Source organism: Plantactinospora sp. ZYX-F-223 (assembly GCF_039649625.1).
Lineage (GTDB): Bacteria > Actinomycetota > Actinomycetes > Mycobacteriales > Micromonosporaceae > Plantactinospora.
In genome coordinates, this window is record NZ_JBDJAV010000040.1 from 1 (window position 1) to 15,665 (window position 15,665).

Consider the following 15,665-nt stretch of genomic DNA (forward strand, 5'->3'; position numbering starts at 1 on the left):
GCCGGTCGAGGTGTGCGACGTTCGGCACCTGGACGACCGGGGCCGGGAGCAGGCCCTGCACGGCCTGATCGCCCGGGAGCGGGCGAGCCTGTTCGACCTGGCCAGCCCGCCGCTGCTCCGGATGGCCGGCTTCGTGGAGGGCGACGACGCCTGGCGGCTCGGCTTCACCCAGTGCCACGCGATCACCGAGGGCTGGAGCCAGCAGTCGCTGCTGATGGAGGTGCTCGACCTCTACCGGCAGCTTGCCGCCGGCAAGACCCCCGAGCCGGTCACCGCGCCCGAGGTCCGGTACGCGGACTTCATCGCCGCCGAACTCGACTCGCTCGGGTCGGCCGTGGACCGCGACTACTGGCAGGGGATCGTCACCCGGCACGCCCGGTTCACCATGCCGGCCGGTTGGGGCGGCGCCGCCGACGACGCCGGCAGCTTCCGGATCCCGGTCGGGTTCCCGGACCTGGAGCCGGGCCTGCGGGCGCTGGCGACGGCGACCCGTACGTCGTTGAAGGCGGTGCTGCACGCGGCGCACCTGAAGGTGATGAGCCAGCTCACCGACGAGCCGGCGTTCTTCACCGGGCTGGTGTGCAGCGCCCGGCCCGAAGTCGACGGCGCCGACAAGGTGTACGGGATGTACCTCAACACGCTGCCGTTCGCACACGACCGGACGGCTGGCTCCTGGGGCGACCTGGTCCGGCAGGTCTTCGACCGCGAGGTCGAACTCTGGCCGCACCGGCGCTACCCGATGCCGGCGATCCAGCGCCAGGTCGGCGGCCGGCAGCTCATCGAGGTGATGTTCAGCTATCAGGACTTCCACCAGGTCGACACGGATCGCGTCGACGTGCGGGCCGGTGCGGGCGACGCCGCCAACGAGTTCGCGCTCGCGGTGTCGACCGGCCCCGGGCACCTGATGCTGCGGGTCCGGCGCTCCGCGCTGACCCCGGAGAACGCCGAGCGGGTGGTGGCGATGTACCGGGCGGTGCTGGAGTCGATGGCCGCCGGTGCCGACGGCGACGCCCGGGCGACCTACGTGCCGGCGACGGAGCTGGACACGGTGTTGACCGACTGGAACGACACGGCCGTGGAGTGGTGAGCAGATGAGTCGATCGGTGCACCAGGTATTCGAGGCACAGGCCGCGGCCACCCCGAGGTCGGTGGCGGTGGTCCAGGGAGGCGAGCGGGTCCGGTACGCCGAACTCGACGCGGTGGCGAACCGGTACGCCCAGCACCTGCGGGCGGCCGGAGTCGGGCCGGAGTCGGTGGTCGGGGTGCTGCTGTCCCGGGAGCCGTCGCTGGTGGCCTGGCTGCTGGCGGTCTGGAAGGCCGGCGCGGCCTACGTGCCGCTGGACCCGGAACTGCCGGCGGAACGGCTCGGCTACATGCTGGAAACCGCCGGGGCGGAGCTGGTGGTGAGCGAGTCGAAGCTGGTCGGCCGGCTGGACGGGGTCTACTCCGGCCGGCATGTCCTCGCCGACCGGGAGGAAGACGTGATCGAGTCCCGGTCGCCGGAGCCGGTGCCCGGCCGCGACGACCAGCACCAACTGGCGTACATCATCTTCACCTCCGGTTCGACGGGCCGGCCGAAGGGCGTGCAGATCTCGCACCGGGCGCTGCTGAACCTGCTCTTCTCGATGCGGCGGCTGCTGGACGCCGGCACCGACGACGTCTGGCTCGCCGCGACCTCGCTCTCCTTCGACATCTCCGGGCTGGAGCTGTATCTCCCGCTGGTCACCGGCGGCCGGGTGGTGCTGGCCGACGACGACGAGGTGGGGGACAGTACCGAACTGCTCAGCCTGCTCGACCGCTTCCCGGTCACGCACGTCCAGGCGACGCCGTCGGGCTGGAAGCTGCTGCTGGACGCGGGCTTCGCGGACCGGCCGGTGGTCGCGCTGGTCGGCGGCGAGGCGCTGCCGCCGGCGCTCGCCGGTGACCTGCGCGCCCGGGTGAAGCGACTGGTCAACGTGTACGGGCCGACCGAGACCGCCATCTGGTCGACCAGCTGGGACGTGCCCGGAGACGTCGAGGTGGTGCCGATCGGCCGGCCGATCGCGAACACCCGGACCTATGTGCTGGACCGGGATCTCCAGCCGGTCGCGCTCGGCGTCGTCGGCGAGCTGTACATCGCCGGTGACGGCGTCGCCCGGGGGTACGTCAACCGCCCGGAGCTGACCGCCGAGAAGTTCCTGCCGGAGCCGTTCGGCAAGACCGTCGGGACCAGGATGTACCGCACCGGTGACCTGGTCCGGTACGGGCCGGACGGCAACCTGGAGTTCCTGGGCCGGGCGGACCACCAGGTGAAGATCCGGGGGCACCGGATCGAGCTGCCCGAGATCGAGGAGCGGCTGCTCGCCCATCCGAACGTCCGCAACGGTGTGGTGGTGGCCCGGGAGGACCCGGGCGGCGAGAAGTGGCTCGCCGGCTACGTCGTACCGGCGGACGGCCGGCCGATCGATCCGGCCGAGCTGCGCGACTTCCTGGCCGCGGCGCTGCCCGGCTACATGGTGCCGGCCGCGTTCGTCACCCTGGACGCGCTGCCGCTGAACTCGGCCGGCAAGGTGGACCGGCGGGCGCTGCCGGCGCCGGAGCGGACCTCGTTCGGCGGCGAACGCGAGTTCGTGGCGCCGCGCACCGAGACCGAGCGGCGGATCGCCAGGGTCTGCGTGGAGGTGCTCGGCATCGACCGGGTGGGCGTGCACGACAAGTTCTTCGACCTGGGCGCCGACTCGATGCGGATCGTCCAGCTCGTCACCGCCGCCCGCAAGGCCGGGCTGGAGGTGTCGTTGCGGATGCTCTACCAGCACGGCACAGTCGCTGAACTGGCCGTGGCCCTCGGCGCACCGCCCCCGGCGAGTGTCCTCGTCGAACCGACCCAGCTCCTTCCCGTCATCGGACCGGTCAAGGACAGCGCCGCGACCCCGGCCCCCGAACCGATCGTCGCCGTCGCGGAACCCGAGTCCGCCGGCGTCGCCGTCGCGGAACCGGTGCCCGCCGCCGTCGCGGGACTGGAGTCGGTCGCCGTCCCCGGATCGGCCGTGCCAGCCCCGGTCACCGTGCCAGTCCCGGTCACCATCGCCTCGGCGGAGGCGGAGGCGGAGGCGGTGACCGGCCCACCGGTGCTGGCCACCCGGGCCGAGGCGGCTCCGGCCGGTCGGCTCGCCACCGGGCCGTCGCCGCTGTCCACCATGGCCGAGCACCACGTGCCCGGCGCGGCCATCGCGCTGGTCCGGGCCGGCCAGGTCGCCGAGGTACGCGGCTACGGCGTACTGGTCGCCGGCGGATCCGAGCCGGTCACCCCGGAGACCCCGTTCCAGGTCGCCTCGATCAGCAAGCACGTCACCGCGCTCGGCGTACTCCGGCTGGTCGGCCAGGGGCGGCTGGAGCTGGACGCCGACGTGAACCGGTACCTGACCTCGTGGCGGGTGCCGGACGGGCCCGGGCCGGTGACCGTACGGCACCTGCTGGCCAACCTCTCCGGCCTCTCCACCAGCCCGAACACCGGGTACGCCCCGACCGAGCCGGCACCGGACCTGCTCGACGTGCTGTACGGCCGCCCACCCGCGACCTCGGAGCCGATCCGGCCCGAGCTGGCGCCGGGGGAGTCGTTCCGGAAGACCAACAGCCACTACGCGGTACTGCAACAGGTGCTGGTCGACCTGACCGGGGAGCCGTTCCCGGAGCTGATCCGCCGGCTCGTCTTCGCACCGCTGGGCATGACCGACAGCAGCTTCGATCCGGCGTTCCCGGCCGACCCGGCCCGACGGGTCGCGCTCGGTCACGACGAGCACGGAGTACCCGTACCCGGTGGCTGGCGCAACCGCCCGGCGCTGGCCGCCGGAGGTCTCTGGACGACCGCCGCGGACCTGGCCCGGGTGCTGGTCGAAATCCACCGCGCGCACCTGGGCGGCGGTGAACTGCTCACCCCGGCGCTCGCCGCCGAACTGGTGGCGGTCGCCTCGCCGGGCAGCTTCTACGGTCTCGGCACGGTCGTCGACGACACCGGGCCGGACCTGGAGTTCGGGCATCCGGGCGAGACGGTCGGCTACCGGGCGATGACCCTGGGCCGGCTCCGGGCCGGTGACGGCTTCGTGGTGCTGACCAACTCCGAGTCCGGCAAGGTGGTGCAGTCGTTCGTCGCCACCGAGCTGGCCGGCTGGGCCGAGCGGCTCGGCGGCGGCGCGGAGCCGGCGGGTTACGTCGCCGCCGCAGACGGCGAGACCAAACGGATCGGGGAGCCGGCCGCCAGCGCCGGGTTCGCGGCCAACGAGGCCCGGGACGCGTCGCAGGCCGCCGGCACGGCGGAGGAGGAGGCCCGGGCGGTGCGGCACCTGATCTCGATCAACGACCTGACCGACGAGGACCTGCGGTCCATCGTCGCCCGGGGGGTACGGTTCCGGTCCGGGCAGGCCCGGCGGGAGCGGCCGCTCGACGGCGACGTGGTCGGCGTCTACTTCAAGCGGACCTCGACCCGGACCCGGACCGCGTTCTCCAGCGGCGCGCTGCGGCTCGGCGCGCAGATCATCGCGTACGGGCCGGACGACCTCCAGCTCAACACCGGTGAGACGCACGCCGACACCGGCCAGGTGATGTCCCGGATGCTCGACGTGCTGGTGGCCCGGACCTCGGGCGACCCGGCGGAGCTGCGCCAGATGGCCGGGCAGGACCGGATGTCGGTGATCAACGCGATGACCGCCGACGAGCACCCGACCCAGGCGCTGACCGACCTGACCACCATGCTGGATCACTTCGGCCGGATCGACGGGCTGCGCGTGCTCTACGTCGGCGAGGGCAACAACAGCGCCGCCGCGCTCGCCCTGGCCCTGACCCGGTACGCCGGCACCCACCTGGAGCTGCGCACGCCGCCCGGGTACGGGCTGACCGAGGAGATCAGGGCGACCGCCACCGCGCAGGCGGCCCGGGGTACCGCGACGATCTGTGAACGGCACGATATGGCCGAGCTGCCCGGCGGCTTCGACGTCATCTACACCACCCGGTGGCAGACGACCGGCACCAGCAAGCCCGACCCGAACTGGCGGGAGATCTTCGCACCGTTCCAGGTCGGCGCCGGGTTGTGGGTCGGGAGTCCGGACGCGGTCTTCATGCACGACCTGCCGGCGCACCGGGGCGAGGAGGTCACCGCCGAGGTGCTGGACGGACCGGCGAGCATCGCCTTCGAGCAGGCGGAGAACAAGCTGCACAGCGCGATGGCGGTACTGGAGTGGTGCCGTCGCGGCCCGCTCGGGGGGCCGCCGGGGACCCGCTCGTGAGCATCGTGGAGGAGGAGCCCGCCCCGCCATCCGGCGGGGCGGTGCCGCGTGGTGCGCCTTCGGCGCCGTCCGGTGCGGCGGTGCCGGCCGACCCGTCCGACCCGGGCGGGCCGCCCTCGCCGAGTGTTCCGCTGCGCCGCAATCGGGACTTCCTGCTGCTCTGGGTCGGGGCGGCCGGCACTCTGATCGGGGCCCGGATCACCTCGATCGCGTACCCGATGCTGGTGCTCTGGTACACCGGCTCGGCCGGCGACGCGGGCCTGGTCGGTGCCGCCGCGCTGCTGCCGCACCTGCTCGTCCAGTTGCCGGCGGGCGCGTTCGTCGACCGCTGGGACCGGCGCCGGATGATGATCCTCTGCGACCTGGGCTGTCTCGTCGCCACCGGCAGCGTGGCGGTGGCGGTGCTGCTCGGCCACGTCTGGGTGCCGCAGCTCATGGTCGTGGCGTTCGTGCAGACCAGCCTGAGCGTCTTCTACCAGCTCGGGGAGCGGGCCGCCGTCCGGCACCTGGTCCCGGCCGAGCAGTTGCCGACCGCGCTGACCCAGAACGAGACCCGTGGCCGGGCCGCGGTGCTGATCGGCCAGCCGGTGGGCGGCGTGCTCTTCACCCTGGCCAGGTGGGCGCCGTTCCTGTTCACCACGGTCGCCCACCTCGGCTCGCTGCTCGCGCTGCTGCTGATCCGTCGACCGTTCCAGCAACCCCGACCGGCCCGCCACAGCACGCTGCGTGCCGACATCGCCGAGGGAGTGGCCTGGCTGTGGCAGCAGCGGTTCCTGCGTACGGTGCTGAGCTATGTCGCGATCAGCAACGCCGTCTTCCAGGCGCTCACCCTGACCCTGATGGTCGTCATCCGCAATGGCGGCGGTTCGGCCGCGCTGGTCGGTGCGGTGATCGGGGCCAGCGGGGTGGGCGGGATGCTCGGCGCGCTGAGCGGCATGTGGTGGATGCGCCGGGCCACCCTGCGGACCCTGGTGGTCGGCGGGCTGGCGGCCTGGGCGCTGACGGTGCCCCTGATGGCCTTCACCACCGATCCGGTCAACCTGGCGGTGATCTTCGCCGTCAACAGCTACGTCGGCGGACTGTTCAACGTGGTCGGCGGGGTCTACATGGTACGGATCACGCCAGACCCGATGATGGGCCGGATCGGTGCCGTCGCCACGCTGCTCGCCTCGGGGTCGAACTTCCTCGGCGCGCTGGCCGGTGGGGTGCTGCTGGGCGGTGCCGGGGTCCGACCAACCGTGCTGGGCCTCAGCGCGGTAATGGCCTCACTGGTGCTGTTCGCCCTGCTCAGTCCGGCGGTGCGCGGCATCGCCAAGACGCCGGACAACGCCCGGCTCGTCCGCCGGCTCGGCCGGCACGCCGCTCCTGGCCGTAACGACATCACCCGGATGGCTGGCGGCCGGGCCGGGAACGGCGCTGCCGGCGGTGCCGGTGCCGGTGCCGGGGCCGGGGCCGGGGTTGAGCGGCCCGATGGCCGCAGTATCGAGAAAGTATAGATCTTGCCTTCATCCTTGGACTGGATGACGGCTGTGTCACCGACGCATTACCTTCCGATTCCCGCTACCGGTCTCCACCTTCGCGGGAGTCCCCTCGAAGGGAGAGTCCGATGGAAGGTCACCAGACCTGGAGACCGATGGAGATCGACCCGGCGGCTGCCGGGGCCGAGGCGAGCCCGCAGGGGCTGGTCGACTACCTCTCGACCACTCCGGACCTGGAGAAGCTGCTGACCGCGGAGAAGGCGCTGGTCTTCCGCGGCTTCCAGGTGACGGAGGAGACGCTCGACCCGGTCATGGACCGGCTGCTGCCCAACCGGCTGGCGTACGTGCACGGCAACTCGCCGCGTACCAAGGTGGGAAAGAACGTCTACACCTCCACCGAGTACCCGCCCGAGTTCACCATCTCGATGCACAACGAGCTGTCGTACGCCCACCAGTGGCCGTCCCGGCTGATGTTCTTCTGCCACACGGCGGCGGAGACCGGTGGCGCCACCCCGGTGGTCGACGGCGTCCGGTGGCTGGAGGCCCTGGACCCGGAGGTGCGCGCCGCGTACGCCGGCGGGGTGCGCTACACCCAGAACCTGCATGACGGCTTCGGCCTCGGCAAGAGCTGGCAGGACACCTTCGAGACCTCCGACCGGGACGAGGTCGAGGCGTTCCTCAGCAGCACCGAGGCGAGCTGGGAGTGGATGCCCGACGGTGGGCTGCGGGTGATCCAGGACCGTCCGTCCACCACCCGGCACCCGGTCACCGGGGTCGAGGTGTGGTTCAACCAGTCCGACCAGTGGCACCCGGCGGCGCTCGGTGACGAGACCGCGAAGTCGCTGGCCGAGGTGCTGCCGCCGGACGAGCTGCCGCAGTCGGTGACCTTCGCCGACGGCACCCCGATCCCGGACGAGTACGTCATCCAGGTCCGCGACCGTGGTCTGGAGAGCGCTGTCGACGTCGACTGGCGGCAGGGCGACGTGCTGCTGATCGACAACGTACTGGTCGGCCACGGCCGGCGCCCGTTCACCGGACGGCGTCGGGTCCTGGTGGCCATGTCCGACTGAACCTCTTTCCGCCTCTCCCTGCGGTGTGGCCGCAGTTGAGGCGCCGAGCGCGATCGCCGCGCGGTTCGGGCGGAAAGGTTCACCGAACCGCCGGGTCGTCGCGCCGAGTTGTCCAGACCGAAGGGCCGGACCATGACTGTCTCCACTACTGACATCGGAACAATGCCGCACCTGGTCACCCGCGAGTCGGCCGGCGCCGAGATCGGGGAGCTGATCCGGGCCGAGCGCGCCGGCCTGCGGAAGATCCTCAACGAGCGGGGCGCGCTGCTGCTGCGCGGCTTCTCCGTCGGCGGCGTCGACGGCTTCGACGCGGTGGTCCGCGCGCTCTCCGGCCCGCCGCTGACCTACTCGGAGCGCTCCTCGCCGCGGAGCACGATCAAGGGCCAGGTCTACACCTCGACCGACTACCCGCCGGAAGAGGAGATCTTCCTGCACAACGAGAACTCCTACCAGGCGGTGTGGCCGCTCACCCTCTACTTCTACTGCCGGCAGGCGCCGGCCACCCGGGGCGCCACCCCGCTGGCCGACATCCGCAAGGTGTACCGGGCGATCGACCCGACCATCCGCGAGGAGTTCGTCCAGCGGGGCTGGATGGTGGTGCGCAACTTCCACGGCTCGTTCGGCACCTCCTGGCAGCAGATCTTCAACACCGACGACCAGGCGGCCGTCACCGAGTACTGCGCCGCCAACGGGATCGAGACCGAGTGGCGGGACGGCGGGGGGCTGCGGACCCGGGCGATCCGCAAGCCGGTGCACACCCACCCGGTCAGCGGCGAGACGGTGTGGTTCAACCACGCGACGTTCTTCCACGTGACGACGCTGCCGAAGGACGTCCGGGAAGGGGTCCTGGAGATCTTCGACGAGGAGGACCTGCCGACGAACACCTACTACGGCGACGGGGCCCGGATCCCGGACGACGTCATCGCCCACCTCCGCGACTGCTACCGGGCCGCGACCGTACGGTTCGACTGGCAGTACGACGACGTGCTGGTGGTCGACAACATGCTCGCGGCGCACGGTCGCGAGCCGTTCACCGGCCCTCGGCAGATCGCGGTGGCGATGGCGGAGCCCTCGAACGCCTGACCCCGCGAGCGGACGCCCGCCCCGGCAGCCCCACGGCCGCCCGGGCGGGCTTCTCGCGTGTCGTCTCCTATTTCCGACTCTGCCCCGGCCTGTTCCGACTGCGGATCGCCCGGTTACGGGCGAGTATGTGAAACTGTCTTGTCTTCTGGATACGCGGCCGTATCCAGAAGACGCCCGACTATGTTGTTTGCGTCGGCAAAGAAACGGGAAGTGTCCCGGCAGGCCGGGCCGATTGCCCTGGTGGGCGGGACATTGCGGCAATGCAGACGAGGTTACTTTTCGGTAGTGAAGGCCCGGTCCCGATAAGCGACGGACGTTTTGCAGATGTTTCGCTCGAAGTTCTTATCGCTGTCTCCAACCTGACTTGATTGAATATCGGTGCACCGATATTGTAGGCGGAACCGTCCGTGAGCGTTTGGGGAGATCTGGCGTCCGCGGTCGTGGCCGCTGGGAGCTGTCGCTCATTCGGTGGCCCGCCGTGGTTGGCCACGCTTCCCGTAGCCAACATTTTGGGGGGAAATGCGGGTGGGAATCGTGGGTTTGGTGGAGCGGGTCGCCCGACACGCTGACCAGGAACCGGACCGGGAGGCCGTTGTCCTCCTTCGCTGGGATGAACGTGAAGAACGTTCGGAATGCTTGCGCTACGGCGAGCTGGACCGGGCCGCCCGGGAGCTGGCCGGTCGACTGCGGGACCGCTGTCGTCCCGGTGATCGGGCGCTACTGCTCTATCCGACCGGCCTCGAGTTCGTCAAAAGCATCCTGGGCTGTATGTATGCCGGTGTCGTCCCGGTGCCGGCGCCGCTGCCGGATGGGGACAAGCACCACCTCATGCGGGCCACCGGGATCGCGCTGGACTCCGATCCGCGCATCGTGCTGACCGACAGCGCGAGCCTGGTCACGGTCTCCGACTGGATGAGCCAGGACGGGCTGGACCGGTTGTTGTGCACCGCCACCGATCTTGCCGGGCCGGCGGCACCGGGCGCGTGGGACGGTCCGACGCACATCAGTCCGAGTGCGCTCGCGCTGCTGCGCTATACCACGGGATCGACGAGCGACCCGAAAGGTGTAATGATCAGCCATGAGAACCTTGCGCACAACTTCGAGATATTTCGGGACGCTTTCTCGCTGACGTCGCGGGACCGTTCCCTCGGCTGGCTGCCATTGCACGACGGCGCCGGTCTGATCGAGATGCTGCTTGAGCCGCTCTATCGCGGCGCCACCACCGTACTCATGGCGGCCGATGATTTTTTTACTGATCCGGCCCGGTGGTTGAAAGCTATTGACAAATACGATGTGCAACTCAGCTCCGCGCCCGGTTTCGCGTACCGGCTGTGCGCGCGGGAGGTGACCGACGAGCAGGTCAGGGGCCTGGACCTGGCCCGGTGGGAGCATGCCTGCGTGGGCGGCGCCGACCCGATCGAGCCCGAGCCGCTGATCGAATTCGTCGACCGATTCACCCCGGCCGGCTTCCGGCGCGAGGCGGTGCGGGTCGGATATCACATCACCGAGTCGACATTGTTCGTCTCCGGCACTCGGCCTGGTCAGCCGCTCGCGGTGGAACGGTTCGATCCGAGCCGGTTGGAACAGAACATCCTGCTGCCGGCGGCGGCCGACGCGGCCGCGGCGAGATCACTTGTCAGCAGCGGCACGGTAAATGGCCTTGACGTCAGGATTGTCGACCCGGACACCACCGCCGTGTTGCCGGACGGGCGGCTCGGCGAGATCTGGATCCGGGGCCGGAGCGTGGCCCGCGGCTACTGGCGGCGCGAGTTGGAGAGCGACCGGGTCTTCGAGGCGACCACCGCGGACGGCGAGGGCGGCTATCTGCGTACCGGCGATCTCGGCGTCTGGTCCGACGCCGAGCTGTACGTGCTGGGCCGGATGCGGGAGATGCTGGTCATCGGCGGGCGGAGCCTCTATCCGCACGACATGGAGAAGGCGGTACGCACCTCCGACACCCGCTTCGCCGACCTGACCGGCACGGTCTTCGCGGTGCCGTCGCCCCGGCAGGAGATCGTCGTCCTGCACGAGGTCCAGGCGGAGCCGGCCGACCCGGCCACGCTGTCGTCGCTGGCCCGCAGCGTCAAGGACTGGCTCAGCCGGTGCTTCGGGGTACGGGTGGCCAACGTCGCCTTCCTGCGTCCCGGCAAGGTGCGCAAGTCGCCCGGCGGCAAGGTGGAGCGGGCGCTGATGCGGGAGCTGTTCATGGCCGACGCGCTCGACCCGGTCTACGAGGACCTGGACATCGAGACGCGGCGCCGCTACCGCGCCGTCGGACCGCCGCTCGCGGTGAGCCACGGCAAGGACTTCCGATGACGCGCGGCGGGAGGTCCTGATGCTCGGAACCCCGCCGACTCCGGCGCCGGTCGACGCCACCGAGCCGGGCACGGCCGGCCACCCCCGGTGGAGAGAGATGGAATTTCGGATCCTCGGCTCGGTCGAGGTGGTCGACTCGACCGGTGTGGTCGAGCTCAGCGCGTCCAAGGTACGCACCGTGCTCGCCGCACTCCTGCTCGCCCGGGGGCGGGTGGTCTCCGACTCGCGACTCGCCGTCGTGCTCTGGGGCGACGACCCGCCGGTCACCGCCGCCGCGCAGATCCAGACGTACGTCTCCCGGCTGCGCGCCAAGCTCGCCCCGGACGCCGAGATCGTCCGGCAGCGCCCCGGATACGTACTGCGGGTCGCGCCCGACCGGTTCGACCTGGTGCGCTTCGAGCAGCTCGCGGCGCGCGGCCGGGACGCCCTCGCGGAGGGCCGGCCGGCCGACGCCGCCGAGGCGCTGCGGGGCGCGCTCGCGCTGTGGCGCGGTCCGGCCCTCGCCGGGGTGACCGAATACCTGAGCGACGCGGAGCGGCCCCGCCTGGAGGAGGCGCGGCTGGCCGCACTCGGCGACCGGATCGACGCCGAACTGGCGCTCGGCCAGCACGGCCGGCTGGTCGTCGAGCTGACCGGGCTGGTCGCCGCGGACCCGCTGCGTGAGCAGTTGCGCGGCCAGCTGATGCTGACGCTCTACCGCTGCGGCCGGCAGGCGGACGCGCTGGCCAGCTACCAGGACTACCGGCACCTGCTCGCCGAGGAACTCGGCATCGACCCGGGGCGCGAGCTACAGGACCTGCACAAGTCGATCCTGGCCGCCGAGGCGTCGCTCAGCCTGCCGGCGCCGGAGGCCCGGGTGACCGTCCGGCGTACCCCGGCCGAGCCGCTGCCGGCCCGGCTCCCCCCGGACGTGGCGGACTTCACCGGCCGGGACCGGGAGGCCGCCCAGGTGGTCGCGCTGCTGCGTACCCGGCCGGACAACGGTGGGCGGCGGCTCGCCTGCGTGATCGGCGGGATGGCCGGGCTGGGCAAGACCGCCCTGGCGATCCACGTCGGCCACCTGCTGCGGTCGTCGTACCCGGACGGGCAGATCTACCTCGACCTGCGCGGTGCCGGACCGCAGCCGGCGGATCCCGTCGACCTGCTCGGCACCATCCTGCGGGCGCTCGGGACGGAGGCGTCGGAGATCCCGCCGTCGATGGCCGACCGGGCGCAGCTCTACCAGAGCCGGCTGGCCGGGCGCCGGGTGCTGGTACTGCTCGACAACGCCGCCAGCGAGCAGCAGGTACGCCCGTTGCTGCCGGAGAGTCCGACCTGCGCCGCGATGGTGACCAGCCGGGCCCGGCTGGCGGCGCTGGAGGGCGTACCCCTGATCGACCTGGACGTCCTCGAACACCAGCAGGCGCTGGAGCTGCTCTCCAAGATCGTTGGTGCCGCCCGGGTGACCGCCGAGCCGGAGTCGGCGGTACGCATCGTCGAGCTCTGTGGCCACCTGCCGCTCGGCGTGCGCATCGCCGGTGCCCGGCTCACCGCGAAGCCGCACTGGCGGCTGGCCCGGCTCGCCGACCGGCTCTCCAGCCAGCGGCGCCGGCTGGACGAACTCCGGATCGGCGACCTGGAGGTCCGGGCCAGCGTGGCGTTGAGCCTGCAGGGCCTGGGCGAGCCCGCCCGGCGCGCCTTCCGGCTGCTGGCCCTGCTGGACGCGCCCCGGTTCGCCATCTGGACCGCCGCGGTGCTGCTCGACGTCACCCTCGCCACCGCGCGGGAGTTGCTGGAGCAACTGGTCGACGCCCGGCTCCTGGACGTCGTCCAGGTCGACGGTTCGAGTCAGGCCCGCTACTTCTTCCACGACCTGGTCCGGGCGCTCGCCCTGGAACAGGCCGCCGACGAGGAGACGGCCGACGAGCGGTACGCGGCGCTGGACCGGACGTTCGGCAGCCGTTCGGACCCGGGTGCCAAGGAGAACGGGTGACCACCCGGCTCCCGACCGGGGACACTTCACCGAGGGAAAGGGCTGCACCGGTGAGCACGTACGGCAGGGTCACGAACGACTGGTTCCTCCGCTTCGGAGCCGCGCCCCGGGCCACGGTCCGGCTGGTCTGCTTCCCGCACGCGGGCGGCGGGGCGGCCGGGTACCGGCGCTGGGCGGATCTCGTCCCGGAATCGATCGAGGTGGTCGCGGTCCAGTACCCCGGCCGGCAGAACCGGTACGGCGAGCCGATCATCGACGACATGACCGTACTGGCGGACGAGATCGTCGCGGCGGTCGCGCGTGAACTGGCCGGGCCGGTGGTGTTCTTCGGGCACAGCATGGGTGCCGTGGTCGCCTTCGAGGTGGCCCGCCGGTTGCGCGGCAGCGACTCGCTGACGGTACGCCGGCTCTTCGTGTCGGCCGGTCCGGCGCCGTCGGCCCGACGCTCGCTCGGAGTGCACCTGCGCGACGACGACGGGGTGGTCGCGTACCTCCGGGAACTCGGCGGCGGCGGCGCGGAGTTGCTGGAACTCGACGAGATCCGGCAGTTGACGCTGCCGATGGTCCGGGCCGACCTGCGGCTGATCGAGACCTACCGGTACGCGGCCGGCGAGCCGCTGAACTGCCCGGTCACCGCGATCGTCGGCGACCGGGACCACACCTTCACCACCGCCGACGCGCGTCGCTGGGTGGTGCACACCAATGCCGGGCTCGACGTGCACTCGCTGCCCGGTGGTCACTTCTATCTCGACGACCAGGCGGACCGGCTGGTGCCGCTGCTGGTCGAGCGGATCCTGCCCCGGTAGCGCGGCCGGGCCGGTGCCCGGGCGACCCGGTCCGGCCCGGTGCGCTGGGGCGGACCGGTCGGGGAAACGCTCACCGCTCCTGGACGCCGTCGCCGTCGTCGCGGGGGAGATATCGACGTACCCGGATGCCGTGGCCGTGTGCGCGGATGCCGTCCGCGGCGGCGATGGCCGCGACGGGATCGGTGAGGAAGTCGAGCGCGACCGCGGTGTCACCCTCGATGCGGCTGCGCATCCGCTCCAGCCCTTCGGGGGTGCTCGACGCCACGGCGTCCAGTTTGGCCAGTGCCGCCGCTCGGAGTCGGTAGTCGTTCTCCACCTCGACGACGACCTCGGACACCACCACGTAGCGCTGGGTCCGGGTGGAAGCGCTGAGCTCGCGGTCCATCTCTTCCTTCACGGTCCTGAGCATAGTCGTACCTTTCATGCGCAGAAACCCCTATTGATCCCCCGTCAAGCAAGTTTAATTACTTACGGGGTTCCAGCGCAGTTTAGGGGTCTTCCTGTATGGACCTGGAGTGAGAATGCGACTACCCTGCGGGAGGTATGCCGTGTCCGGGCCCGAAGGAATTTCCCGGGCCGGAGCCGGAGCTGAGCCCGACCGACGGCGGCTACCCGCTCGCGGTGGACATACCGGGATGCCGACCGGCAGGCTCAGGTGATGCCGAACGTCGTGGTGCTGGGCGCGGGGGTGGTCGGGCTGACCACCGCGGTACGACTGGCCGAGGCCGGTGCCCGGGTGGCGGTGCTGACCGCCGACGAGCCGGCCGACACGGTCTCCCGGGTCGCCGCCGCGGTCTGGTACCCGACCCGGACCAGTGCCGACCCCCGGGTGCTGGGCTGGGCCCGGCGCACCTTCGAGGTGCTCGCCGCGCACGCCCGGCAGGAGGTGCCGGGCGTGGTGATGCGGCCGACCCGGATGCTGCTGCGCGAGGCGGTGACCGGGGACCCGTGGTGGGCCCCGGCGGTGCCCGACTTCCGGGCCGTCGCACCCCCGGAGGGGTACGCCGGACAGTGGCGGTTCACCGTGCCGGCCGTCGAGATGGGCCCGTACCTGGCCTGGCTGGTCGACCGGCTCGCCCGGCTGGAGGTGCCGGTGCGCCGGCACCGGGTGGACCGGCTCGCCGACGTGCCCGCGATCGCGGCCGAGGTGTGGCCGTCGGCGCGGCGGCCGCCGCTGGTGGTCAACGCGACCGGGCTGGCCGCCGGCAAGCTCGCCGACGACCCGGCCGTGCACCCGATCCGGGGCCGGATCGTCTTGGTCGGCAACCCCGGCCTGACCACCTCGGTACGCGACGAGGGGAACCCGGCCGGCATCACCTACGTACACCCGCGCAGCCGGGACGTGGTGCTGGGCGGCACCTTCGAGCCGTACCGGACGGAGACCGGGCCGGACGAGGAGGCCGGTGCGGCGATCCTGGCCCGGTGCGTCGCGCTGGTCCCGGAACTGGCCGGAGCGCCGGTGCTCGGGCAGCTCGCCGGGCTGCGTCCCGGCCGGCTCGGCGGGGCCCGGCTGGCCGAGGACGTGTCCGGGCTGGCCGGATCGGCCCGGCTGATCCACAACTACGGGCACGGCGGTGCCGGGGTCACCCTGGGCTGGGGCTGCGCCGACGAGGTGGCGGCGCTGGTCCTCGACCAGACGCCATGATCATCGAACCTTTCCACTTCCCCTTACGTCGCGGTGG

10 protein-coding genes and 1 pseudogene are annotated in these 15,665 nt (G+C 71.8%); 10 read left to right on the forward strand and 1 reads right to left on the reverse strand.

Translation table 11 applies throughout. From position 1 onward, the window contains the following. The 9 genes and pseudogenes from AAH979_RS31955 to AAH979_RS31995 all read left to right on the forward strand — a co-directional run. The coding region (locus tag AAH979_RS31955; RefSeq protein WP_346261860.1) for a condensation domain-containing protein at positions 1–1,087 on the forward strand (1,087 nt) is incomplete at its 5' end. 4 nt (positions 1,088–1,091) lie between these two features. Then, positions 1,092–4,094 (forward strand): annotated as a pseudogene (locus AAH979_RS31960) (amino acid adenylation domain-containing protein); the annotation flags it as partial. Between the two features lie 216 nt (positions 4,095–4,310). Continuing rightward, positions 4,311–5,258 (forward strand): ornithine carbamoyltransferase, encoded by a 948-nt coding sequence (locus AAH979_RS31965; RefSeq protein ID WP_346261908.1) that lies wholly within the window; start codon positions 4,311–4,313, stop codon positions 5,256–5,258. Continuing rightward, positions 5,255–6,754, forward strand: a complete 1,500-nt coding sequence (locus AAH979_RS31970) for an MFS transporter (RefSeq protein WP_346261861.1) — start codon at positions 5,255–5,257, stop codon at positions 6,752–6,754. The genes AAH979_RS31965 and AAH979_RS31970 overlap by 4 nt, the downstream gene beginning before the upstream one ends. Before the next feature lie 110 nt (positions 6,755–6,864). Then, positions 6,865–7,806, forward strand: coding sequence for a TauD/TfdA family dioxygenase (locus tag AAH979_RS31975; protein ID WP_346261862.1), 942 nt, complete (start codon positions 6,865–6,867; stop codon positions 7,804–7,806). A gap of 162 nt (positions 7,807–7,968) precedes the next feature. Further along, positions 7,969–8,889: a TauD/TfdA family dioxygenase gene (locus AAH979_RS31980; RefSeq protein ID WP_346261863.1), complete on the forward strand. Its 921-nt coding sequence runs from the start codon at positions 7,969–7,971 to the stop codon at positions 8,887–8,889. Positions 8,890–9,408: 519 nt separating this feature from the next. Beyond that, complete coding sequence (locus AAH979_RS31985; protein ID WP_346261864.1) at positions 9,409–11,205, forward strand: fatty acyl-AMP ligase; 1,797 nt, start codon at positions 9,409–9,411, stop codon at positions 11,203–11,205. Between the two features lie 19 nt (positions 11,206–11,224). Continuing rightward, on the forward strand, positions 11,225–13,177 hold the full coding sequence (locus AAH979_RS31990) for a BTAD domain-containing putative transcriptional regulator (protein ID WP_346261865.1): 1,953 nt from the start codon (positions 11,225–11,227) through the stop codon (positions 13,175–13,177). Between the two features lie 50 nt (positions 13,178–13,227). Next, the gene (locus tag AAH979_RS31995; RefSeq protein ID WP_346261866.1) at positions 13,228–13,983 is read left to right on the forward strand and encodes an alpha/beta fold hydrolase; all 756 of its coding nucleotides are present in this window, start codon (positions 13,228–13,230) and stop codon (positions 13,981–13,983) included. A 70-nt stretch (positions 13,984–14,053) separates the two neighbouring features. Here AAH979_RS31995 and AAH979_RS32000 read toward each other — a convergent pair whose 3' ends face one another. Beyond that, on the reverse strand, positions 14,054–14,380 hold the full coding sequence (locus tag AAH979_RS32000; protein ID WP_346261867.1) for a hypothetical protein: 327 nt from the start codon (positions 14,378–14,380) through the stop codon (positions 14,054–14,056). Positions 14,381–14,641: 261 nt separating this feature from the next. Here AAH979_RS32000 and AAH979_RS32005 point away from each other — a divergent pair, with 261 nt between their 5' ends. Next, positions 14,642–15,628 (forward strand): FAD-dependent oxidoreductase, encoded by a 987-nt coding sequence (locus tag AAH979_RS32005; RefSeq protein ID WP_346261868.1) that lies wholly within the window; start codon positions 14,642–14,644, stop codon positions 15,626–15,628. The last annotated feature ends 37 nt before the right edge of the window (positions 15,629–15,665 follow it).